General features: G+C 70.5%; 19 protein-coding genes and 5 pseudogenes. 14 read left to right on the plus strand and 10 right to left on the minus strand.

All coding sequences use genetic code 11. The features are described 5' to 3' along the window. From IPG61_17545 to IPG61_17555, 3 genes and pseudogenes are all read left to right on the plus strand, one after another. Positions 1–1366: pseudogene (locus IPG61_17545) on the plus strand (AAA family ATPase). Then, positions 1366–2138, plus strand: a pseudogene (gene folP / locus IPG61_17550) (dihydropteroate synthase). Before IPG61_17545 ends, folP begins: the two co-directional pseudogenes overlap by 1 nt. Positions 2139–2317: 179 nt before the next feature. Further along, the gene (locus IPG61_17555) at positions 2318–3040 is read left to right on the plus strand and encodes a DNA integrity scanning protein DisA nucleotide-binding domain protein (GenBank protein ID MBK6735842.1); all 723 of its coding nucleotides are present in this window, start codon (positions 2318–2320) and stop codon (positions 3038–3040) included. Positions 3041–3098: 58 nt separating this feature from the next. Here IPG61_17555 and aroC read toward each other — a convergent pair. After that, positions 3099–4169, minus strand: a pseudogene (aroC, locus tag IPG61_17560) (chorismate synthase). 344 nt (positions 4170–4513) lie between these two features. On the opposite strand from aroC, the pseudogene IPG61_17565 reads away from it, so the two are divergent. Continuing rightward, positions 4514–4822 (plus strand): annotated as a pseudogene (locus IPG61_17565) (hypothetical protein). Between the two features lie 180 nt (positions 4823–5002). Here the strand turns inward: IPG61_17565 and IPG61_17570 are convergent. Next, entirely contained in the window at positions 5003–5158 is a 156-nt protein-coding gene (locus IPG61_17570; protein MBK6735843.1) for a hypothetical protein, read from the minus strand. 4 nt (positions 5159–5162) lie between these two features. Here IPG61_17570 and IPG61_17575 point away from each other — a divergent pair, with 4 nt between their 5' ends. Further along, complete coding sequence (locus IPG61_17575) at positions 5163–6278, plus strand: hypothetical protein (protein MBK6735844.1); 1116 nt, start codon at positions 5163–5165, stop codon at positions 6276–6278. Here IPG61_17575 and IPG61_17580 read toward each other — a convergent pair. Continuing rightward, positions 6275–6576: pseudogene (locus tag IPG61_17580) on the minus strand (antibiotic biosynthesis monooxygenase). The gene IPG61_17575 and the pseudogene IPG61_17580 overlap by 4 nt on opposite strands. Positions 6577–6837: 261 nt before the next feature. Here IPG61_17580 and IPG61_17585 point away from each other — a divergent pair. Beyond that, on the plus strand, positions 6838–8436 hold the full coding sequence (locus IPG61_17585; protein MBK6735845.1) for a carboxypeptidase regulatory-like domain-containing protein: 1599 nt from the start codon (positions 6838–6840) through the stop codon (positions 8434–8436). 174 nt (positions 8437–8610) lie between these two features. Then, a complete protein-coding gene (locus tag IPG61_17590) occupies positions 8611–9177 on the plus strand; it encodes a hypothetical protein (GenBank protein ID MBK6735846.1) in 567 nt (188 codons plus the stop codon). A gap of 310 nt (positions 9178–9487) precedes the next feature. On the opposite strand, the gene IPG61_17595 is transcribed toward IPG61_17590, so the two are convergent. The 5 genes from IPG61_17595 to IPG61_17615 all read right to left on the minus strand — a co-directional run bounded on the left by IPG61_17595 (position 9488) and on the right by IPG61_17615 (position 11961). After that, the gene (locus IPG61_17595; GenBank protein ID MBK6735847.1) at positions 9488–9823 is read right to left on the minus strand and encodes a hypothetical protein; all 336 of its coding nucleotides are present in this window, start codon (positions 9821–9823) and stop codon (positions 9488–9490) included. A 482-nt stretch (positions 9824–10305) separates the two neighbouring features. Then, a complete protein-coding gene (locus tag IPG61_17600) occupies positions 10306–10530 on the minus strand; it encodes a hypothetical protein (GenBank protein ID MBK6735848.1) in 225 nt (74 codons plus the stop codon). A 42-nt stretch (positions 10531–10572) separates the two neighbouring features. Further along, entirely contained in the window at positions 10573–10974 is a 402-nt protein-coding gene (tadA, locus tag IPG61_17605; GenBank protein ID MBK6735849.1) for a Flp pilus assembly complex ATPase component TadA, read from the minus strand. Further along, the gene (locus IPG61_17610) at positions 10905–11687 is read right to left on the minus strand and encodes a hypothetical protein (protein MBK6735850.1); all 783 of its coding nucleotides are present in this window, start codon (positions 11685–11687) and stop codon (positions 10905–10907) included. Before IPG61_17610 ends, tadA begins: the two co-directional genes overlap by 70 nt. 67 nt (positions 11688–11754) lie before the next feature. Beyond that, positions 11755–11961, minus strand: a complete 207-nt coding sequence (locus IPG61_17615) for a hypothetical protein (protein MBK6735851.1) — start codon at positions 11959–11961, stop codon at positions 11755–11757. 479 nt (positions 11962–12440) lie between these two features. On the opposite strand from IPG61_17615, the gene trpE reads away from it, so the two are divergent. From trpE to aroF, 7 genes are read left to right on the plus strand one after another with little or no spacing between them, the layout of a single operon-like run. Then, positions 12441–13958, plus strand: coding sequence for an anthranilate synthase component I (gene trpE / locus IPG61_17620; protein MBK6735852.1), 1518 nt, complete (start codon positions 12441–12443; stop codon positions 13956–13958). Positions 13959–13960: 2 nt separating this feature from the next. Further along, on the plus strand, positions 13961–14560 hold the full coding sequence (locus tag IPG61_17625; GenBank protein MBK6735853.1) for an aminodeoxychorismate/anthranilate synthase component II: 600 nt from the start codon (positions 13961–13963) through the stop codon (positions 14558–14560). Continuing rightward, the gene (gene trpD / locus IPG61_17630; protein ID MBK6735854.1) at positions 14544–15602 is read left to right on the plus strand and encodes an anthranilate phosphoribosyltransferase; all 1059 of its coding nucleotides are present in this window, start codon (positions 14544–14546) and stop codon (positions 15600–15602) included. The genes IPG61_17625 and trpD overlap by 17 nt, the downstream gene beginning before the upstream one ends. Continuing rightward, entirely contained in the window at positions 15599–16987 is a 1389-nt protein-coding gene (locus IPG61_17635) for a hypothetical protein (GenBank protein MBK6735855.1), read from the plus strand. The genes trpD and IPG61_17635 overlap by 4 nt, the downstream gene beginning before the upstream one ends. Next, complete coding sequence (gene trpB / locus IPG61_17640) at positions 16984–18255, plus strand: tryptophan synthase subunit beta (protein MBK6735856.1); 1272 nt, start codon at positions 16984–16986, stop codon at positions 18253–18255. Before IPG61_17635 ends, trpB begins: the two co-directional genes overlap by 4 nt. Then, positions 18239–19069, plus strand: coding sequence for a tryptophan synthase subunit alpha (locus IPG61_17645; protein MBK6735857.1), 831 nt, complete (start codon positions 18239–18241; stop codon positions 19067–19069). Before trpB ends, IPG61_17645 begins: the two co-directional genes overlap by 17 nt. Next, positions 19066–20094 (plus strand): 3-deoxy-7-phosphoheptulonate synthase, encoded by a 1029-nt coding sequence (gene aroF, locus IPG61_17650; GenBank protein MBK6735858.1) that lies wholly within the window; start codon positions 19066–19068, stop codon positions 20092–20094. The genes IPG61_17645 and aroF overlap by 4 nt, the downstream gene beginning before the upstream one ends. A 379-nt stretch (positions 20095–20473) precedes the next feature. On the opposite strand, the gene IPG61_17655 is transcribed toward aroF, so the two are convergent. After that, entirely contained in the window at positions 20474–22804 is a 2331-nt protein-coding gene (locus tag IPG61_17655; protein ID MBK6735859.1) for an HD domain-containing protein, read from the minus strand. 116 nt (positions 22805–22920) lie between these two features. Then, a complete protein-coding gene (locus tag IPG61_17660; protein MBK6735860.1) occupies positions 22921–23139 on the minus strand; it encodes a helix-turn-helix domain-containing protein in 219 nt (72 codons plus the stop codon). Positions 23140–23169: the final 30 nt, after the last annotated feature.

The raw sequence follows: 23169 nt of genomic DNA on the forward strand, positions 1-23169 counted from the left end.
ATGGACAAGCCGGAGATCACGTTCGAGGACGTGGCGGGCTGCGACGAGGCGAAGTACGAACTGCAGGAGATCATCGACTTCCTGCGCGCCGCAGAGAGTTCCAGCGCCTGGGCGGGCGTATCCCGAAGGGCGCGCTGCTGGTCGGCTCGCCGGGCACAGGCAAGACGCTCCTCGGCCAGCGCCGTGGCCGGCGAGGCCGGCGTGCCGTTCTTCAGCATCAGCGGCTCGGACTGCGTGGAGATGTTTGTCGGCGTGGGCGCCAGCCGCGTGCGGGACATGTTCGAGCAGGGCAAGAAGAACGCGCCCTGCATCATCTTCATCGACGAGATCGACGCCGTCAGGCCGGCATCGCAGGGCCGGGATGGGCGGCGGTCACGACGAGCGCGAACAGACGCTGAACCAGCTGCTGGTCGAGATGGACGGCTTCGAGACGAACGAGGGCGTGATCCTGCTCGCGGCCACGAACCGGCCCGACGTGCTGGATCCGGCGCTGCGCCCGGCTGGGGCCCGAGCGCCGCAGCCGGGTCTTCACCGACGCGGTCAAGCGCGAGGTCGCCTACCACGAGGCCGGGCACGCGGTGGTGGCCTGGGCGTGCGCCGATTCCGACCCGGTGCACAAGGTGACCATCATCCCGCGCGGGCAGGCACTGGGCCTGACGGCGATGCTCCCGGTGGAGGACCAGTATACCGTCACCGAGCAGAGTACCTCGACCAGATCTGCGTGGCCCTGGGCGGCCGGGCCGAGGACATGTTCCTGGGCAAGATCGGCTCGGGCGCCTACGGCGACATCAAGGCCGTGACGAACTATGCACGCACGATGGTCACGCGCCTGGGCATGAGCCGCAAGATGGGCCCCATCGCCTACGAGGAGGGCTCCGAGCAGGTGTTCCTTTGGCCGCGACTTCGGGCGTACGCACGTGTTCAGCGAGAAGACGCTGCAGGAGATCGATGCCGAGATCAAGCGTATCGTCGACGAGCAGTTCGAGCGGGGCGCACGATCCTCGATGCCAATCGCGAGAAAGTCGAGACGTTGAAGGACGCCTTGCTCGAACGCGAGTCCATCGACGCCGAGGAGTTCAAGCTGCTCATGAAGGGCCAGACCCTGCCCGAGCACGTGCTGAACGTCGACCACCGGTGGACGGCGCGACCGTGGCGGCACAGTGACGTCGACGGCTGCGGCCGGCGACAACGACAGCGGCGGCGGCGGGACGGCGACGGCGGCGGCGAGACGCCGGGCGCCGACCACCCGGCTGAGCGTGGACGGCAGCGGCAATCGGAAGGAAGGGGGACCGGCAGGTCCCTTCCGCCTTCCGGCCTGGGACCTGGGGCGCGTACGACTGCAGGCCACGACGCGCCCGCTCCCTGATGGGCATCGTCAACCTGACGCCGGACAGCTTCTGGGCCGGTTCACGCGGCGACGGGCCCGAGGCGGCGATGGACCTGGCCCTGCGCCTGATCGCCGAGGGCGCCGACCTGCTCGACCTGGGCGCCGAGTCGTCGCGGCCCGGCGCCGAGCCGATCGGTGAAGAGGCCGAGAGGGCACGCCTGCTGCCCGTGCTCCGTCTGCTGAGGCGGCAGACCGACCTGCCGTTGACCGTCGACACGGTGCGCGCGGGCACGGCCGCCGCGGCGCTGGCCGGCGCCGACGCCATCAACGACATCAGCGCCGGCTGCTTCGACGCGGGCATGCTGCCGCTCGTCGCCAATGCCGGGTGCGGACTGGTGCTCCCGCGCATGCGCGGCACGCCCGCGACGATGCAGGCCGATCCGTCGTATCGCGACGTGGTGCCGGAGGTGGCAGACTGGCTCGCGGCGCGCGTGGCGGCGGCCGAAGCGGCCGGCGTGGCGCCGGAGCGCATCGCCGTGGACCCGGGCATCGGCTTCGGCAAGACCCCGGGCACAACCTGGCCCTGTTGCCGCGCGGCGGAAACTGGCCCGGGGACGCGTCCTGCTGGTGAGTGCCTCGCGCAAGAGCTTCATCGGCGCCGTGAGGCGGAGCCCCGACGGCCGACCGGTTGCCTGGCAGCCTGGCGGCGCTGGCGGCGGCGTGGCACGCGGGCGCCGCCGTGGTGCGGGTGCACGACGTGGCCGCATCGAGGCAGTTCCTGGACGTGCTGGCCGCGATCGGCCGCGATTGAGTGTTCGGCAGCGCGAGGTTCGCGCGCGCCGGCCAGATTCACCGTTGAGTGCGCCGCGGACCGGTGCTGGGTTGTCGACATGTGGGAAAAGTCTCCGGCAGCATCTTCATCGACGTCCTCGATATCCTCATGCCGGGCCTACCTGCTCTACCGCCTGATCGTGTTCATCAGGACACGCGGTGATCCAGATGTTCGTGGGACTGGGACTGCTGCTGGTGCTGTCGTTCCCGGCGCAATTGCTGGGCATGATGGTGGTCGGGCGCATCATCGGCACGCTGGAGACGGTGTGGGTGGTGGCGTTCATCATCATCTTCCAGCCGGAATTGCGGGCGGCGCTGGCCACGCTGGGGCTCGGACGCGGCCTGTTCGGTCGGGTACGTGAGATCCCGGCCGAGCAGGAGTTGCTGAAGGCGGTCGCGCGACTGTCGAAGCGCGGGTTGGGCGCCATCATCGTGATCGAGCGTGAGGTGCGCCTGAGCGACTGGATCCAGAAGGGCGTGCCCCTGGACGCCGAGATCACGGCTGCCACGATCGAGGCGATCTTCACGGTACCCGGCCCGCTGCACGACGGCGCCGTCATCATCAGCGGCAGCAAGATCGCGGCGGCGGCAGTGATCCTGCCCATCACCGAGCGCGAGGAACTGGGCTACGTTCTGGGAACGCGGCACCTCGCGGCGATCGGCATCAGTGAGCAGTCCGACGCGATCGTGCTGGTGGTTTCCCGAGGAGACGCGCGATCAGCCTCGTCTTCGGCGGGCATATCCGCCGCGGGTTGTCGATGGACGATCTCATGCACGAACTGGAGCGCGTCTACCGCCGCCAGACCGGCCCGCGCGTTCGCAATCGCCGGGCGAGCGACCGCGCCGCCGAGGCCGAGGCCGCGGCCGAGTCGGCCCGCGTGAACCGCACTGCCCCCGATTCCCGCAACTGGAGCCCGCAGCCGGGCCCGCTCGCCCGCCACTATCCCCCTGAACGCTGGATGAGCGCGAGATCCGCCAGGACGAGTGCCGCCATCGCCTCGACGATGGGCACGGCCCGCGGCAGCACGCAGGGGTCGTGACGTCCACGACCACCCAGGTCGAGCGGTTCGCCGTCGTAGCCGGCGGTGCGCTGGGCGCGCGATCGTCGCCGGCGGCTTGAAAGCGACCCGGAACGTGACGGGCTCGCCGTTGCTGATGCCGCCCTGCACGCCGCCGCTGCGGTTGGTGGCGGTGCGAGACCGCCTCGCGGGCCACGAAGGCGTCGTTGTGCTGCGAGCCGCGCAGGTCCGCGCCGGCGAAGCGGAACCGATCTCGAAGCCCTTGGTGGCCGGCAGCGACAGGAAGGCATGCGCCAGCATCGCCTGAGCTTGTCGAAGACCGGTTCGCCCCAGCCCGCCGGCACCCGCGGCAGACACCGGCGATGACGCCGCCGACCGAGTCCCGTCGGCCCGGGCGGCGATGATCGCCTGTTCCAGCGAGGCGAGGGCCGGATCGGGGCAACGGGTGGGATGGGCATCCACCTGGGACTCGCGTCGTCAGCGCGGCCGCGTCGACCTGTGCCGGGCCCTGGCCGGCCACCTGTTCCACCCACGCCACCACTTCCACCCCGTGGGTCGCCTGCAGCCAATGGGCGGCCACAGGCGCCGGCGGCAACGCGACCGACGGTCTCGCGCGCGCTGGCGCGACCGCCGCCCGAGGACGGGCGCAGGCCGTACTTGCGCTCGACGGTGAGGTCGGCATGCGAAGGGCGGGGGGCGGCCGCCAGGTCCGCGTAGTCGCCGGGCCGCTGGTCGAGGTTGCGCACCAGCAGGGCGATCGGCGTGCCGAGGGTGAGCCCACCCTCCACGCCGGAAAGGATCTCGACCCGGTCGGCCTCCTGCCGGGCGGTGGTCAGGCACCCTGGCCGGGCGCGGCGGTCGAGCTCCCGCTGGATCACGTCGCCAGCCAGGGCCAGCCCGGGCGGGCAGCCGTCGATGACCGCACCGACGCCGGGGCCGTGCGATTCGCCGAAGGTCGTGACGCGGAACAGGCGGCCGAAGGTGCTGGACATGATTCTCCTGCGTGGGCTGGGGTCGCCTGCCGGGGGGCCGGGGTGAGCGGACCGCCGCGCGGGACGGCCGGTGCGCTGCGGCGATGATCGCAGAGGCGGTGTTGCGGCGCAATGGGCGGCCTGCGCTGAATGGTGGTCCCGAAATCGGGACGGGCGTATCATGGGCCGTCGCCCTCGGCAATCCGGGGCGGCGGGAAGGAGGTCAGGTGAGCGGGATCTTCGTCGTTTTCGATCCGCGCGGGCTGGAACCGGCGCGGCGCGGCGCGTTCGAGGCGCGCGTGAACGCCCTGGCCGGGCGACTGCCGACCGACCGCCTGGAGTTCGGGAGCAACTCCGTCGTCGCCATGGCATCGGTCCACCACGGGCATTTCGCGAGCGGTGGCGTGGCCCGCGACGGCACCGCGGTGGCCGCCGTCGCCGGTACCTGCTGGCGCACGGGCGATGCCTCGTTGGCGACCCCGGCGCAACTGGCGACCGGGGTGCCCGAGGGTGTGCGTCGGGCGACGCCGTCCTGGCACGGCGTGTTCGGCCTGGGCCACGCCGATGAGGCCACCGGTAAACTGACGGTCGTCAGTGACCGGTTTGGCGCGCACCCGCTCTACTGGCGACTTGACGGCGGTGTCGTCACCATCGCTTCGGCCCTGCGCTTCCTGGCCGAGCCCGGGCGCGATCGCCCCGATGTGGACGTCCTGGCTGACCTGCTGAACTTCGCCTACACCCCGCGCGAGGCGACCCTGCTGGCCGGCGTGTACCGTCTGCACGCGCACCATGTCCTGGAGGCCGGCACTGACGGCGTCCGGACGCGCCCGCTGCCGGTGCCCACCCCGATTCGCTCACGGGCGGTCACCGACGATGTGGTGCGCGAGTTGGATGAACTCGTCGCCCGTGGCCTGCGCCGCCACACCCAGCTGCCGGGGACCGGCGCGGAGCGCTTCTCCATCGCCCTGAGCGGCGGGCCCGACTCCCGGCTGGTTAGCCGGCGCGGCCAAGCGCGTGGGCTTCGCGATGCAGGGCTTCACGGTCGGAGAGCGCCGGTCGCTGGAAGCGCACACTGCCGCAAGGGTTGCCGAAGGGCTGGGCATCCCCGACACGAGCCTGCTGGTGGACGGTGCCACGCTGCCGGACTGGTTCCGGCAGGCGGCGTGGTTCACCGAAGGGCGCACCGGGGCCGACCACATGCACTACCTGGGGCCGGCTTTCGCCGGCAGGCTACCGGCCGGGCCCCAGCTGCACGGGCTGATCGGCGAGGGCATCATCGGTGGCTACGAGGAACGTCTGTCGCTGGTCGACGCGACGCCAGCCGAGCGGCTTCACGCCTGCCGTGCCGCCGTGCGCGACATGGTGTGGTGGCCTGCGGGGCGTGCGCGTCAGGTGCTGTCCCCCGCCCTGGCCGGCAGCCTGGAACAGGCCCGCGCCCGCGTGCTCGACGACCAGGAGCGCCGCATCTGGAAGGACGGCACGTTCGCGGAGACGGTCGCCTTCACCTTCCAAACCGTCACCGTCGGCTTCCGCGTACCGAACCTGGTCAGCCAGGTGACGCCGTGGACCGACGTGGTCTCGCCGTTCCTGGATGGCGAACTGCTGGACTTCGCCGGCACGCTCGACCCGCACGGCATGGCCGACCGGGCCCTGCAGATCCGCTGGGGACTCGACTGCATGCCGGGGTTCGACGCCGTACCGCGTCTCAAGGACGGCGTGCTCATTCCCGTGCGACTGGGCATCCCCCACTACTACGACGAGGCCATCGGCCGCATCTGGCGGCGCAAGCGGCTCAACTTCCTCGCCTGCCGGCTGACGGGCGGGTTGCTGAATCCCCCGGATCGCGGCTCGTTCCCCTACTTCGGGCAATGGTACCGGCGCTGGCCCGGGGTGCGCCGGTTCGTCGACGGCATCCTGCTGGACGAGCGCTCGCTTGACCGCGGGCTGTGGAACCGCGAAGGGCTGCGCCTCCTGCTGCGTGACCTGCGCACCGGCCGCGAGGTCTGGCCCGCGGTCGGCACCCTGTTGCTGTGCGAGATGCTGCTGCGCCAGTGGTGCGACGGCGTCGACCGGCCTTTGGACCCGGTCACGCCGCTACTCGCGAACTCCGGCAAGAGCGCCGGGCGCTAGAGCGCCACTTCGTAGCCCTCGAACTGCGGCGGACCCAGGTAGGTGCCTTCCGGGGCGCGGGCCTTCGCGTGCGCCTGCTTGAAGGCGTCGGACTCGGTCAATCGAGGAACGCCTGGCGCGACTCCCAGGTCGGATGCGAGATGAAGATCGTCGCCTCGGGGCGCGATTCGCCGCGCAGCAGGTTAGAACTGGCGGAAGCCGGGGACGTCCTGCAGGCGGAATCGCGCTCACGCCACATCTGCACGAAGGAGTCCTCGAATCCGGGGGCGATGCGGAAGCGGTTCATGGCGATGAACATGCGGGGCCTTTCGGTTGCGGCCGCCCGGGGCGACAATGAGGATCGAATTCATCTGTCATGGTCGCCCGACCGTGGCCGATGCGCCAGTTCGGAACGCTCGTGTCCGGCCTGTGACCATCTAAATTTGAAGCAGATAACTCATTTTGTGACAGATCCGTGAGCGGGGTGCATTATGATGAGCTTGGTCATCTGCGTCTTTTTGTCCGGCGCGCCCGCCACGGCCCTGCCGCCCGGGCCACCTCCACCTGGGAGTTTTGCGCGATGAATCGCAACCGTCGCCCCCTGTTGTCACTTGTTAGGACCTGTGTGCTGCTGCTCCTTGCCGCACTGGCCGCTTCGGCGAGCCTGGCAGCCGCGACCGGGCCGATCACCCCTGAGGCTCTCGCCGCCGCCCGCGCCCTGCCTCAATGGCAGCCGGCGGTCTGGACCGACCATCCCGTGCGCATCGAGCTGCGTGACCGCGACGAGCTCGACGCGCTGCTTCGCGCCGTGCCGCTGAGCCGCTTCTCGCGCGAGGATGTCGCACTGTCCTACGAAGGCCCTGACCGCAAGGTCGAGAAGGTGGCGCTCGAAGTGCGCGTCACCGACCGCGAGCACGCCGACCTGCTGGCCGCCGGCTGGGCGCCGGTCGCCGTTCGCGACCTCGACCGCGAGGGCCGCGAAGCCGCCGAAAAGACATGGGCGGCGCGTGAAGCCCAGCCCGCCGCCGAGAAGGTCTTCACGTTCCCGTTGACGGTCTACCCGACGCACGCCGAGATCGGCCAGATCCTGGCCGACCTCGCCGCCGCCCACCCCACCCGCGCGCGCACGTTCCAGTGGGGAACCAGCATCCAGGGCCGCGCCCTGTGGGGCCTGGTCATCAGCGACGACGCGAACAACTCGAAGGCCGAGCCCGAGATCCGGCTGAGCTCAACCATGCACGGCGACGAGGTGACGGGCATGGTCCTGACGCTCGATTTCGCCAACTACCTGCTGACCAACTACGGCGTCGCCGGCCGCGAGGACGTGACGAATCTCGTGGACAATTACGAGATCCACCTCATGCCCGACCACAACCCCGACGGCACCTATCTCACGCAGCGCTACAATGCGAACGGCGCCGACCTCAACCGCAATTTTCCGCTGCCTGCCGGCGAGGACCCCGTGACCGAGAGCGAGAACCTCTCCTTCATGGCCTACGCCAACTCGCATCATTTCGTGATCAGCGCCAACTACCACGGCGGCGCACTGCTGATGAACTACCTGTGGGATTGGACCTATACGCTGACTCCAGATGATGCCGCCCTGCGCAAGCTGAGCCTCGAGTACTCGACCTACAACCTGCCCATGTACAACGGTGATTTCCCCCAGGGGATCACGAACGGTGCCGCCTGGTACGTGGCGCTCGGCACCCTGCAGGACTGGAGCTACGACCAGACGGGTGCATCGATACGACCATCGAGGTCTCCAACACGAAGTGGCCTGCCGCCAGCACCCTGGCGACGTTCTGGAACGAGAACCGCGAGCATGATGCACTACGTCAAGTCCGCCCGGTACGGCGTCAACGGCGTGGTCACCTCGGCCGAGACGGGCGACCCGGTGAACGCAACCGTCACCGTGACCGGCAACACCAAGACCGTCCGCACCGACCCGACGTACGGCGACTACTACAAGCTGCTCAACACGGGCACCTATCAGCTGACGTTCAGCGCGGCTGGCTACATCACGCAGACGGTCAGCAATGTGGCCGTGACCTGGGGCACGCCGACGGTGCTCAGCGTCCAGATGCAGCCGACCGCCAACGGCGACCTGAGCGGCCAGGTGCTGGCCGTGGGCGGCGCGCCGCTGGCCGCGCAGGTGCGGTCTTCACCCACCCGCTGAACTCGCTCGCGGCGAGCGTGACGGCCAATGCGGCCGGCGTCTTCACCGTGAACAACCTCGAGTACGGCGACTACCGGCTGGCCTATACCTTTAGCGGGTACGCGGCGGAAGACCAGATCGTGACCGTCAACGCGGCCACGGTGAACCCGCCGACCGTCTACACTCTCGGACCTGTTGTCGGGCAACCTGACCTACCGCGCCAAGTGGAACCTCGAGGCGAACTGGGACGGCGTGCAGCTGCAGGTGTCGGTGGGCGGCGGCGCCTGGACACCGGTGGCCGCCACGCGCACCCAGACGGCCAGCGGGCAGGGCGTGCAGCGCGACCGGCACCTGGTACGAAGGCGCGCAGGCCGCCTGGTGACCGAGACCGTGAGCCTGGCGCCTGGTTGGGCCAGAGCGATGCGCTTCCAGTTCGTGCTGCGCTCGGACACGTCGCTCAACCACGACGGCTTCCGCTTCGACTGGTTCCTGATCCGAGGGCGTGCGCACCGACCCTACAGCGGCACCGGCGACCTGCCGGCGATGACGCAGCTCTGGGCGTGCAGCCGAACCCGTTCAACCCGGCCGCCACGGTCCGCTTCGAGCTGGCACGCGCCGGCCGGGCCTGGTGCGTGTGTACGACCTGTCGGGCCGCGGTGCGCACCCTGGCGGACTACACCCGCCCCGGCCGGGGCGCAGTTCGGTGGTCTGGACGGCCTGGACGATGCGGGACAGCCCGCGCCAGCGGCGTCTACCTGGTGAGGCTCTCGGCCGACGGCGTCAAGCAGTCGCTAGGCGCTCGTCAGTAGGCCGGAAGCCGGGTGAAGGGACCGGGGTCCCTCTCCCGCAGTCTGAATCAGGCATCGCGAGGCCTGCCCGGTCAGCAGGCAGCCCCTCGGGATCACGCATTCCCGCGTCTCCGGGGCCACGACAGCTGCGCGGGACGCTTCGCCGGCGCCGAGCGTTGCCGCCTCGTCGGTCTGCGAGCCCAGCGACGGCTCCTGTCGTCAGGGCCGAGGCGTCGGCAGGCCGGCCGGAAAGCGCGACCGGGTTGTGGGCGTGCCGCCCTGGCTCAGGTGTCCCGACGGTGGTCGCGGATGATGCGGCCGTATTCCTCAGGAAGTCCCCGGCTCAGGCCAATTCGAATCCGCACGGGACGTGGGCCGCCAGGATCTCGCGTATCCTGGTCGGTCAGGCCGCCGTCGATCTTTCTGCCGAGAAGACATCGTCGTGCCATGACGAGCAGCAGCTTCACCGTGCGGGGGTCCGGCGACGAATGCCGTCTCCAGGTCCCGGTAGCCGAGCTTCCGCGCCAGCCAGGCGAACCGTGCGCCCTCCCGTGCTGCCAGAGCGGCTCCATGAAGCGGTTCAGCACCGGCGCGCAGGCATGGTACTGTTCCTTCTCCACGTCTGCATCGCGAGCCGGAAGACCCGGGCCGCCCGGGGCAGACGGCCTCTCACCGTGGCAACCTTCGACAGGCCGTGTAAGGCGCTGTTGGCCACCTCAGGATCTCGCCGGTGAGGCGGCCCGCCAGTCCGATGACCCTGGTCGTCTCGGAAGTCAGGTCTGCGGGTGGCGTGTGGAGCTCCGCGGCAACGCTGCTCCGCGCGGGCGGGCGGTAGTCGCCGGCGGCGATGCGTTCCTCGATCATGGCAAGCAGCGAACGTCCCCGCTCATCGGCACCTACCGGTGCAGTTCCTGCAGCGGCCGCGGCTTCGCCAGCCGGGGCAGCGTGCGGATGATCTCCTCGAACGAGGTCTGTCCCTCGCTCGCCTTGTAGATGCCGTCTTCCAGGAGCGACACGAGGCCGGTGCTCTCGACGCTGATGCGACGGATCTCGTAGCTGGTGCGCCGCTGGATGAGCGCATCCTTGACCGGCTCGTTGAGGATCAGCAGTTCGAGCGGCGATGCGCCCGCGGTAGCCCAGGTAGCGGCGATCGGGCAGCCGGTGCCGCGCGCGAAGTCATGCAGGTGACATCCTTGGGCTGGTAGCCGAGCCGCCGCACCTCGTCGGCGTCAGCGTGGTCCGCCGGCAGCGCGGCACGCCGCAACAGCCCCTGGGCCAGGACGCTGACCACCGTGGACGAGATCAGGAACGCCTCGATGTCCTGCAACAGGCGCAGGGCCGCCGATGGAATCCTCGGTGTGGAACGTCGTCAGCACCTTGTGTCAGTGAGCGCCGCCTGGATCGCCGTGTCGGCCGAGAAGCGGTCACGGATCTCGCCGATGACGATGACATCGGGATCCTGGCGCACGATGTGGCGCAAGGTCTCCTCGTAGGTGATGCTGATCTTGGGATTGATCGAGCACTGGTTGATGCCGTTGATGACGTACTCGACGGGATCCTCGGCCGTGATGATGCTGGTATTGATGCTGTTGAGATAGTTGATGGCACCGTAAAGGGTCGTGGTCTTGCCCGAACCGGTGGGCCCGGTGACGAGGACGACGCCGCTTGGCACATCGAGCACATCGTCGCGAAAGCGCTGGATCATCCGCGGCGCCATGCCGATGTCATTGATGTCCAGAAGCTTGCTGCGGTTGTTGAGAAGTCGCAGCACGATCTTCTCGCCGTGGATGGTCGAATAGAACGAGACGCGCAGGTCAAGGTTCGCGCCCTCGTGCTCGAACACCATGCGACCGTCCGGTGCCTACGGCGCTCGGCAATCTCGCACCGGCCAGCACCTTGTGCGGCTGGTGAGCGCCGCGCGATTCCAGCGGCGGTCCCATGTTGCACGAGCACGCCGTCCTGCCGGAAGCGGATGCGGAGGCGGTCGCTCATCGGTTCGATGTGGATGTCGCTGGCCTTCTGCTCGATGGCCTCGGCAATGATCCGCTGGACAGCCTGGACCTGCACGCCTTCGTTCTCGAGCCTGGCCACGGAATCCGGCACCGGCGCCATGGCGCGCACGGCCTGCTCCAGCACGTGGCGGGCCAGGCAGGGCACCACCGACTGGCCGAGGATACGGGTGGCTTCGTTGGGCGGCTCGCTAACCAGCGGGTCGGCCACGGCCAGCATCAGCGCCCCGTCGGGACCGCGGAACGGCAAGGCCTGGTTGCGCATGAACCAGCCCGACTTGAACGGTGCCAGCAGCCCCGGTCGACGGGGAATCCGGTCCATGTCGAGGTACGGGAAGCCGAGCTGTGCCGACAGCACCTTCAACAGCTCGTCTTCGGTCAGGAAGTGGTTCTCGACGAGCACCTCGCCGAGCTTGCGCCCGCGCGAGTCCTTCTGCAGCGCGATGGCGGCCTGCAGGTCAGGTTCGCTGATCACCCGAGTTCGAGCAGGAGGGTTCCCAGGCGCAACGGCGGTTGCGTCAGGGTCTCGCAGGATCTCCGAGTCACCAGGCCGAGGTCCTGCAGTCCGAGACGAGGGGCCGCGGATTCGCCAGCTTGGTGTGCACCCTCAGTGCGTAGTCGAGATCGGCGGGTGCGAGCACCCCCGATTCAATGAGCATGGCAGCGATCTCGCGCGAGCCCTCCAGGGAAACCGGGGCGGCTGCCGTCGGCGACGATGCATCGGTTCGGGCTTCGGTATTCGTGGTCACAATGCCACCTGGACTTTCGTCGACCTTCCGGGCTTGCGCCGGCCGTGGGTTCCCGGTTGGGCGAACCCGAGTGCAACCCCTATCGGATGAATCGGAAACGTCCTTAGCCGATTTCGTGCGCCGGGCGGCACGGCCATTGACAGGACGGCCGATCCGGGGTATCATCAATCCGGTATTGAGATTCGGCCTCAACGGACCGGGGATCCCGATGTTCGTCCGCACCAACCACTTCTCCCGTGCCAGGGGCGCCCAGAGCGGCAGCGCCGGCACGTGGCGTTGGTGGCATTGGCGGGCGACGGGCCCGGAGGCCGGCACTGGTGCGCGCGGAGGTTCCCTGAACTGACCTGACCGCGAACCCGAGCTGAACCCGAGCCCGTCATCCCCCGGATGTCGGGTTTTTCGTTATCTGGCTTTGCATTCGTTTCCAGGACCACTCGTCGCCCGCGCCGCCACCGGCGCACAGCCTTGCAGGAGCTGCCATGACCGAGCCGAACCGCCGCCCACCGCTCGCAACGCCGGAAGCCCCGGCGCCGCTGGAGCCGGTGCGCGCGGTGATTCCCGCCGACCTCGAGACCCCGGTCTCCGTGTTCCTGAAGCTGGAAGGGCGCGGCGCCGTGTTCCTGCTCGAGAGCGTCGAGCGCGGGCTGCAGATGGGACGCTACTCGTTCATCGGGCTGGATCCCGGCGTGGAGCTGACGCAGCGCGACGACACGGTCGTGGTCACGCGGCACCAGGAGGGCCGCGCCACGGTGATGACCACCGCGATCGATCCGGCCGACCCGCTGGCCGCGGTGCGCAGCGAGCTGGCGCGCGCGCCGCTGGCGCCGTCGCCGGACCGGCCGTTGCCGCCACCGCTGGGCGGCGCCGTGGGCTACCTCGGCTACGACCTGGTGCGGTACTTCGACGGCATTCCGCTGCCGGACGGCGGCGGCGACGAGTTGCCCGGATTCCATTTCGTGGTGCCGCGCACGATGGTCGTGTTCGACCACGCGCGCAGCGAGCTGGAGATCCTGTCGGTGCCGGAAGGGCCGCAGGCGGCGGACCGCGAGCGGGCCGGGGCGCGCATCCGGCAGCTCCTCGAGCTGCTGGCAGCCCCGCTGCCGGCCTCGGCGCTGCGACAGGGGCCCACCGTGCCGGCGCGGGATGAATTTCCCGCCCATGCCGGCGACCTGCGCGCCGAGGTGTCACGTGAGGAATTCATGGACCGCGTGCGTCGCGCCCAGGAGCACATCCTGGCCGGCGACGCGTTCCAGATCGTGCTCAGCCAGCGCCTGGTAGGCACCGCGACGGTACCGCCGTTCGCGGTCTACCGGGCGCTGCGCATCCTCAATCCCAGCCCCTACCTGTTCTACCTCGACTTCGGCGATCACCAGCTCATCGGCTCGTCGCCGGAGATGCTGGTGCGCCTGCACGAGGGCCGGCTGCAGGTCAATCCCATCGCGGGCACACGTCCGCGCGGTGACACGGCCGCCGCCGACAATGCGCTGGCGGCAGACCTCCTGGCCGATGAAAAGGAACGCGCCGAGCACGTGATGCTGGTGGACCTGGGACGCAACGACCTCGGCCGCGTCTGCCGCCTGGGCTCCGTGCAAGTGGACGACTTCATGGCGATCGAACGGTACAGCCACGTCATGCACCTCGTGTCCCGGGTGTCGGGCGAGATGCTGCCGGGCCTGGACATGTTCGATGCGCTGCGCTCGACGTTCCCCGCCGGCACGGTCTCGGGAGCGCCGAAGATCCGCGCCATGCAGATCATCAGCGAACTGGAGGGCCGACGGCGCGGGCACTATGCCGGGGCGGTCGGCTATTTCGGGCAGTCCGGCGACATGGACATGTGCATCGCCATCCGCACGCTCCTGTGCCGGGGCGAGCAATTCAGCGTGCAGGCCGGCGCCGGCATCGTCGTCGATTCGGATCCCGCGCGGGAACACGAGGAGACCCTCGACAAGATGAGCGCACTGGCGCGCGCCGTGCGGCTGGCCGGGGAGGGACGCTGACCATGATCCTGCTCATCGACAACTACGATTCGTTCACGTGGAACCTTGTGCAGGCGTTCGGCAGCCAGGGCGCCGAGGTGCGCGTCGAGCGCAACGACGCGATCACCGTCGAACAGGCGCTGGCCCTGGCGCCGGCGGCGCTGGTCGTCTCGCCGGGGCCCGGCGGGCCGCGCGACGCCGGCGTGAGCCTGGCGATGATCAGCGCCTTCACCGGTCGCGTGCCCATCCTCGGCGTCTGCCTGGGCCACCAGTGCATCGTCGAGGCTGCGGGCGGCAGCGTGATCCGCGCCGCGCGGCCGGTGCACGGCAAGACGAGCCGCATCTACCACGACGGCGCCGGCATCTATGCCGGGCTCTCGAACCCGTTCGAGGCCACGCGTTACCACTCTCTGATTGCGGCCGAGGGCGACCTGCCGGCTTCGTTGCGCGTCACCAGCTATACGTCCGACGGCGAGATCATGGGCGTGCGCCACACCCAGCACCTTGTCGAGGGCGTGCAGTTCCATCCCGAGTCGATCCTGACCCTCGAAGGCCGGCTGCTGCTGGCCAATTTCCTGGGCGCCGTGCGCGCCGCCGGAGGCCGCCATGGGCAACCTGCCTGAACCGATCCCGGACCCGTCGCGCGAGGCGCTGGAGCTGGTCATCGCCGGCCGCGACCTTGGTCGCGAACGGGCCCGCGACCTGATGGCCGCCGTGATGGCCGGCCAGGTGCCGCCGACGCGCCTGGGCGGACTGCTTGTGGCGCTGCGTGCGCGGGGCGAGACCGTGGACGAGATCACGGGCTTCGCCGAGGCCATGCGGCACGGCGCCGTGGCGATCAGCTGCCGTCGCCAGGGACTCGTGGACACCTGCGGCACCGGCGGCGACGGCGCGGGCACCTTCAACATCTCCACGGCCACGGCGCTGGCGGCCGCCGGCATGGGGATTCCCGTGGCCAAGCACGGGAATCGGGCCGTGTCGTCGCGCAGCGGCAGCGCCGACGTGCTGGAGGCGCTCGGCGTGAACCTCGAGGTGGGCCCGGTCCGTGCCGGCGAACTGCTGGACGAGCTGGGACTGGCCTTCCTCTTTGCGCCGCTCATGCACCCGGCCATGCGCCACGCCGGTCCCGTGCGCCGCGAACTGGGCGTGCGCACGGTGTTCAACGTGCTCGGACCGCTGACCAATCCTGCGGGCGCCGAGTTGCAGCTGCTGGGCGTGTTCGATCCCGCGCTCTGCGAGAGCATGGCGCGCGTGCTGGGCGCGCTCGGCTCGCGGCGCGCCTTCGTCGTGCACGGTGCCGGCGGACTGGACGAGGTTTCGCCCCTGGGGCCCACGCTGGTGGCGGAACTGCGACGCGGCGCGGTGCGCACGTTCACGTTCGACCCGGCCGACGCCGGCATCGACCGGTGCGAGCCGGCCGACCTGGCCGGCGGCACGGCCGCCGAGAACGCGGCGATCATCACGGCCGTACTCTCGGGCCGCCCCGGGCCGGCCGCCGACGCCGTGGCGCTGAACGCGGGCTTCGTGGCCGTGCTGGCCGGACGTGCTCCCGACTTCCGCGCCGGCGTGGCGCTGGCGCGCGCGGCACTCCGCAGCGGCGCCGCCCTGCGCGTGTTGCACCAGCTGGCGCGCGCGACCGGCGGCGTGCCACGGGAGGCGGCATGAGCTTCCTGGACGACATCCGGCCGCTCAAGCTGGCCGAGGCCGCGCGCTATCGCGCCTCGTTCACCACCGTTCCTGCGGTGCGACCCCAGGACCGGCCCGTTCGCGACTTCCGCAGCGCGCTGCGCGGCGGCCGGCGGATCATTGCCGAGATCAAGGGGCGCGCCCCCAGCCATCCGGGATTCGCGCTGACGACGCCCGTCGATCGCGTGGCCCGTTCGTACCTGCGCGGCGGTGCTGCAGCCCTGTCGCTGGTGACCGATCGCACGCATTTCGGCACCGGCCTTGAAGACCTGGACGCGGCGCGTTCGGCCGGCCTGCCCGTCATCGCCAAGGATTTCGTGCTGGATCCGGTGCAGATCGACGCGGCCTGGGCCGCGGGCGCCGACTGCGTGCTGCTGATCGCCCGCTGGCTCGAGGCGCCCACACTGGCGTCGCTGCTGGCGCACGCGCGGGGCCTGGGCCTGCAGGTCCTGGTCGAGTGCCACGACGAGCGCGACGTCGACCTGGCGCTGGCTGCGGGCGCCGACCTGGTCGGCGTCAACAATCGCGACCTGGCCGCCCTGCGCACCGATCTGGGCCGCGGCGAGCGCCTGTTGCCGCGACTGCCCTCCCACGTCGTCCGCGTGGCCGAGAGCGGCCTCTACACCGCAGCGGATGTGGAACGGCTGGCGTGCGCCGGGGCGGATGCGTTCCTGATCGGGCACGCGCTGCTGCAGAGTCCGGACCCTGGCGACACCGTGGCCGTGCTCGGCGGTCGCCGCGCGGGCGACGTGCCGCTCGTCAAGGTCTGCGGACTGACCACTCCCGGGGATGCCCGCCTGGCCGCCGCGGCCGGCGCCGACCTGCTGGGCCTGGTCTTCGCCGAGAGCCCGCGTCGCGTCGACATCGACCAGGCACGTGCGATCCGCGCTGCGCTGCCGCTGGCCCGGCTGGTGGGCGTGTTCCGCAACCACGGGCTGGAAGAGCTGCTGGCAACCGTTGCCGCAGTCGACCTCGACCTGGTGCAACTGCACGGCGACGAGTCGCCGGCCTTCGCCGCCGAAGTGACACGCGCGGCCGGCGTGCCGGTGATCCGTGCCCTGGTGCCGGAACAGGCCGACGACGCGACGGTGGGGACCCACGACGCGGCCGCCTATTTCCTGGTCGACCCGCCGAAGGGCTCCGACGCGGCCGCCTCGCGTGCGGCCGTCGTGGCGGCGGCCGGCCGCCTGGCCCAGGCCGGCGGCCGCGTGCTGCTGGCCGGCGGCCTCGGGCCGGTCGACGTGGCCGGGGCCGTTGCCGCGGCACGCCCCTTCGGCGTGGACGTCTGCCGCGGCGTCGAGAGTGCGCCCGGTCGCAAGGACGCCGCGTTGCTCACTGCTTTCCTGAAGGAGGCCGGAAGATGACGAGCCCGATGCAGGCGCACCCCGGCGGCGGCGGCGGCGTGCTGGCCGCCGGCGGACCGGGGCGGTTCGGCCCCTACGGCGGGCAGTTCGTGCCCGAGACCCTCATGCCCTGCCTGCGCGAACTGGAGGCCGTGTGGCTCGAAGCGCGCCGGGATCCGGCTTTCCTGGGCGAGCTCGCCGGGCTGCTGGCCGACTACAGCGGGCGTCCGACGCCGCTCTACCGCGCGCGCCGGTTCGAAGCCGACTGCGGCGGCCACGCGCGCGTGTGGCTCAAGCGCGAAGACCTCAACCACACCGGCGCCCACAAGATCAACAACTGCCTGGGCCAGGTGCTGCTGGCAAGGCGCATGGGCAAACAGCGCCTCATCGCCGAGACCGGCGCCGGCCAGCACGGCGTGGCCACGGCGACGGTGGCGGCGCTGGCCGGCATGTCCTGCACCGTCTACATGGGCGAAGTCGACATGCAGCGCCAGGAGCCGAACGTGCAGCGCATGCGCCTGCTCGGCGCCGAAGTGGTGCCGGTGCTGTCGGGCGCGCGCACGCTCAAGGACGCCACCAGCGAGGCCATCCGCGACTGGGTGACGAATGTCGCCGGCAGCCACTACATCATCGGCTCCACCGTGGGGCCCCATCCCTATCCCTCGCTGGTGCGCGATTTCCAGGCCGTGATCGGTGTCGAGGCCCGGCGCCAGGTGCTGGAGAAGGAAGGGCGCCTGCCCGACCTCGCCATCGCCTGCGTGGGCGGCGGCAGCAATGCGGCCGGGCTCTTTGCCGGGTTCATCGACGATCCCGTGGCGCTGTTCGGCGTCGAGGCCGGCGGCGGACCGCAGGGCCACTCGGCGGCCCTCTGCCGCGGACTGCCGGGCGTGCTGCACGGTTCGTACAGCTACCTGCTCCAGGACGGGGACGGCCAGGTCGTGCCCGCCCACTCGATCGCCGCGGGGCTGGACTACCCGGGTGTCGGGCCCGAGCACAGCTTCCTCAAGGACAGCGGCCGCGTGACCTACCAAGAGGTGGATGATGCGGAAGCGCTGGTGGCGTTCGGCGACCTGTGCCGCCTGGAGGGCATCATTCCCGCGCTGGAATCGAGCCACGCGCTGGCGTTCTGCCGCAGGCTGCTGGCCGACGACGAGGCCTGCGCGGGATTGCGCGCCACGCGGCCGGGCGGCGAGGGTGCCGGACCGCTGGTCGTCGTCGTGAATCTCTCGGGCCGCGGCGACAAGGACATGCACGGAAACGACGGAGGCGCCCATGAACAGGCTCGGTGACGTGGTCGAGCAACTGCGCCGCGACGGCGTGCGACCGGTGGTGCCGTTCGTGACGGCCGGATTTCCCGACCCGGACGCCTGCCGCGGCGCGCTGCGGGGCGCGAAGGACGCCGGCTGCCGGCTGGTGGAGATCGGCGTGCCGTTCAGCGATCCGGTGGCCGACGGGCCGGTCATCCAGGCGGCTTCGCAAAGGGCGCTGGCCCAGGGCATGACGCTGGCCGGCTCCCTTGAGCTGGCGGCGTGGGCCCACCGCGAGCTCGAACTTGCGGTCGTGCTCATGGGCTACCTGAACCCGGTGCTGCGGATGGGCGCTCCTGCATTCACGCGCGCGGCCGCCGCGGCCGGCGTGGCCGGGGTCATCGTGCCGGACCTGCCGCTCGAGGAATCGGCTCTGCTGGGCGCCGCGCTGGCCGAAGCAGGCATCGACCTGGTGCCGCTCGTGGCGCCCACCACCGACGCCGATCGCCTGCGCCGCCAGGCCGAACGGGCTTCCGGTTTCCTCTACCTCGTCTCGACCACCGGCGTGACGGGCACGGGCGCCGGCGCCGGCGACGACCTCGAAGCGTACGTCGCACGCGTGCGCGCTGCCTGCGCGTTGCCGCTCTATGTGGGTTTCGGCGTCGGCACGACTGCGCAGGCCGCGCGCGTGGCGTCCTGCGCCGACGGCGCCATCGTCGGCAGCGCCCTGCTGCGGCGTCTGGAGACGGCCGGAAATGCGGAGATCGCGCGCGCGACCGCCGCCGGATTCATCGGTGAACTGGACCGCGCCATGAACGCGGGCGCGGCTGGCCGCGCGAAAGGCGAACGCACATGATCATCGTGATGAGGGAGAACGCGACGCTGCAGGAACTGAGCGGCGTCATCCGTGAACTGGAAGCGCGCGGCCTGCGTCCGCGGCCGTCGCACGGGAACAGCCGCACCGTGGTCGGCGTGATGGAAGCGGGCGCTTCACAGCTGGAAGGCGTGTCGGCGCTGCCCGGCGTGGAACAGGTCTCGACCATGTCGAGCAGCTTCAAGATGGTCAGCCGCGACTTCCGCGCCGAGCCGACCGTGATCAACCTCGGTGGTGCTCAGGTGGGCGGCCGCAACTTCGTGGTGATGGCGGGCCCGTGCGCCGTGGAGTCGACCGGCCAGCTGCTGGCCTGCGCGCGGCAGGTGCGCGCCTGCGGCGGCAGTGCGCTGCGGGGCGGCGCCTTCAAGCCGCGCACGTCGCCGTACAGTTTCCAGGGGCTGGGCGAGGAAGGGCTGAAGATCCTCGCCGCCGCGCGCGAGGAAACGGGGCTGCCCGTGATCACCGAGGTGGTCTCGCCCGACGCCGTGCCCCTGGTGGCCCGCTATGCCGACGTGCTGCAGATCGGCGCCCGCAACATGCAGAACTATGCGTTGCTCGAGGCCGTGGGGCGCGAGCGCAAGCCGGTGCTGCTCAAGCGCGGACTGATGTCGACCATCGAGGAACTGCTGCTCGCGGCCGAGTACCTGCTCTCGAACGGCAACCACCAGGTGATGCTCTGCGAGCGCGGCATCCGCACCTTCGAGCGCGCGACGCGCAACACGCTGGACCTGTCGGCGGTGCCGGTGATCAAGCAGTTGAGCCACCTGCCGGTGATCGTCGATCCCAGCCACGGCGTGGGCCACAGCGCCTATGTGGAATCGATGTGCCGCGCGGCGGCGGCCGCCGGCGCCGACGGCATCATCGTCGAGATGCACCCCGACCCGGCGAAGGCGGTGTCAGACGGGCAGCAGAGCCTGGATTTCGGCGCCTTCGCGCGGATGATGGATGCGGTGCGGCCGGTGGCGGCTGCGGTGGGAAGGCCGATGCCGGACCTGCCTGCCGCCTGAGGAAAGCACAGCAGCCGGCGGTGGACCAGGGTCGACCGCCGGCTGCCGAGGACATCCGCGGGTCCAGTCCTCCCAGCCCGTCCCCACGGCAGCGAATGTGAAGCAAGGATGCGGCCACTTTAGGGTGGGCATCCGTGCGCTATCCCTTCGCACAGCCAACCGATTGCGACGGCGCATCCTGCGCACCAGGCTCGCGCATCGCGGCGGGCGACGCCCCGTTTGCAAAGTGTCCCGGTGTCCCACACGGGACAAAACATCGCGCGTCCGCGGATCACGCCGAATCCATGGTCCACCAGAAGGTGCTGCGCCCTCCGGAAGGGAGGGCGCGGCGTTCCGAGAGAATCAGGACAGCGGGACACGCGCGCGTGACGCGCCCCGGTCACGCGCCGGGCGGCGCACCGGCCCCGGCCCGCTGCAGCTCAGGCTGCAGCGAACGGGTGAACACGGCGACGATATCGGGGTCGAGGCGCTCTCCTGCGTCGGCCAGCATGAGTTCGAGCGCCTCCTCGGCGCCGAGAGGCGCTCGCGAGGCATCACCGGTACGCAGGGCCACCCAGCTCTCGACAACCTTCACGATGCGCGCAGCCAGCGGGATCTGGCGGCCCTTCAGGCCCATCGGGAATCCCTTGCCGTTGAAGCGCTCGTGATGGGCGGCGACGACGTCGAGCACGGTCTGCGGCGCCTGCAGCCCGCGCAGGAGCGATGCACCCTCCGTCGGGTGCTGCCGGAAGCGTGGCCATTGCGTCGGGTCCATGGCGGCACGCGGTCCCATCAGGGCGTCCTCGCGTGCGGCCAGGCCCAGGTCACGCAGCAGGCAGCCCTGGATGAGGTCGCGCTCCTGTTCCACGGTGAAGCCCATGGCGCGGCTCAGGCGGCGCAGGGGCCCGACCATGGCGCCGGTGATCGCGAAGGGGCCCTGGCTTCGCTTCTCGTGCTGCTCGACGAGCAGGCGCACGATCTCCAGGTCGACATCCGTGGCCGCCGGCTCGGTGTCGAGGCGGTGCAGCAGGCGCGAGGCCTCGCCGAAGAGTTCCGTCAGCAGGGTCGCCAGATCCTGCCGGGTGAACGACGGCTCCAGGCCGAGCAGCGCGCTGCCCAGGAACTCGTCCTGCCAGTTCAGCCCGACGATCCAGTCGACACCGGCGTCGAGCAGCGACTCGCGCGTCTGCCGGAAGAAGTTCGGGAGGTTGGCCACGCGCACGGGAAGTTCCATGGCGCGCAGGAAGTGCTGAAGCTTGCCGTCGCCCATTTCGAGGCGATCCCACGCCTCAGCGTTGCCGGCCACGACCTGGGGACGGGTGACTCCCGGCGCGAGGAAGCCGACGCATCGCAACGGGAGGACCGGCCACACCTGGCGCGCGAGCAGGCGCCAGAAGTGCGGCGCATCGTTGGCTTCGGGCAGCTTGAGGGCCAGCTGCATCAGCGCGTCGGCCAGCGCATCATCGCCCGCGTCGGCTGCGGTCCAGAGGCGGCCCGTCGGCGAGAACTCGGAGACGCCCGGGGCCATGATGGCCGGAGCCGGTTCGTCCGCCCCGGACGGCGACGACGTGGCGGCCGCGCCTGGCGCGGCGGCCGGCCCGGCCAGCGCGCCCGCGAGCAGGCGCATCAGGAGTTCCAGGGCGAAGTGCTCGGCTACGGAATACTCGCGCTCGCCGTCGCCGCGCACGAGAAGCAGCGTGGCCACCAGTTGGTCGCCGACGCGGATGGGCAGCAACAGGTCCGGCGTCAGGTGCTCGAGCAGTTCGGTCTCGGCCGGCAGCAGGTCGCCGTCGGCCAGGTCCAGCATCGTCAGGGGACCGGAAGCCTCGAGCAGCTGGGTGGCCAGCGAACCGTCGGCCGGCAGCGCCCACTGGTTCCGCGCGTCCTGGAGCAGGTCCTCGCTGCGCGTCAGCAGCAGCGCATCCTCGGCCAGGCCGTGGCTGAACAGGAGATTGCGCAGCGCGATGGCAAAGTCGGCATCGCCCTCGCCCGGGCGCCAGCGACCCAACTCGTCGGCCGCTTCGGCCAGTGACGTGTAGTGGTGGTCCTTGCGCCGGCCACCGGGGCCCGAGGCAGGATCATCCTCCTCGCGCCCGTTGAATTCGTCGAGCACATCCTGGACCGCGTCGCGACCTTCGTCGCGCGCCTTGGCCGGGGCTGCGGCGCGGGGCGCCGGGCGTTCCGGGCGCGCCGATCGCGGCGACTTCGGTGCCGGCGCCGGAACCTCGGCTGCAGTCTCGACCTCACTCGGCAGGTCATCATCCTCGAAGGCAGCTACCGCGCCGACACCGCCGGTGCTCGTGGGGGCATCTTCATCGCGATGATCGGCGGCAGCCAGGTCGGCTGCGAGTTCCTCAGCGTCGGGATCCCAGAGGTAGTCCGCGTCGGTGAAGCGCGCCTGCGCCACCTCGACCGAAGGGAAGAAGCGCAGCGGCATGTCATCGAAGCGCTGACGCAGGAACCGGCGCACGGTCTTGCCCGCACCGACGAACACGGCCTCACCATCACGCGAGGTCAGGCTCAGCTGGAAGTCCGCCAGCACGCGGGCGCCGCCGCCCCCGATCGCGGTCAATCCCGTCATGTCCAGGATGATGTGGAGCTTCCCGCGCTCAAGGCAGCGGTCGGCCAGCGCCAGCAGGTTCTGCTTGTCGGCGCGACTGACCGTTCCGCTCAGCCCGATGCCGAACAGAAGGGGCTCATCGAGTTCCAGTGGTGTGTAGCGGATCGCCATCGGTCAGACCTTCGCGTAAGTCGCGGCTGCGCGAGGTCGCCCCCGCGCAGCCTGCCCGATCGTCGGGAGCGCTACGGCCGTCTTCGCGACTCGAGCCACGGGACGGGTCAGCCGGATCAGACGAGCGCCTCGGCCAGCCAGCTGTCCAGCACCGTCCGCAGGAAGCGCCACTCGCTGCCCACCTTGCGGGCCGGGATCTTCCCTTCTTTCGCCAATCTGCAGACAGTCTTGACGTGCATTTTGAGGTATTCCGCAGCTTCGACCGAAGTCATGACCTGACCGAACTGATCTTCCCCCCCGATGTAGATCCTGGAGTTGTCGTGGTTGTCGGACATTGGGGGCTCTCCTCTTGTGTGACCCGAGTG

This window comes from bacterium (genome assembly GCA_016703265.1).
In the GTDB taxonomy this organism is placed as follows: domain Bacteria; phylum Krumholzibacteriota; class Krumholzibacteriia; order LZORAL124-64-63; family LZORAL124-64-63; genus CAINDZ01.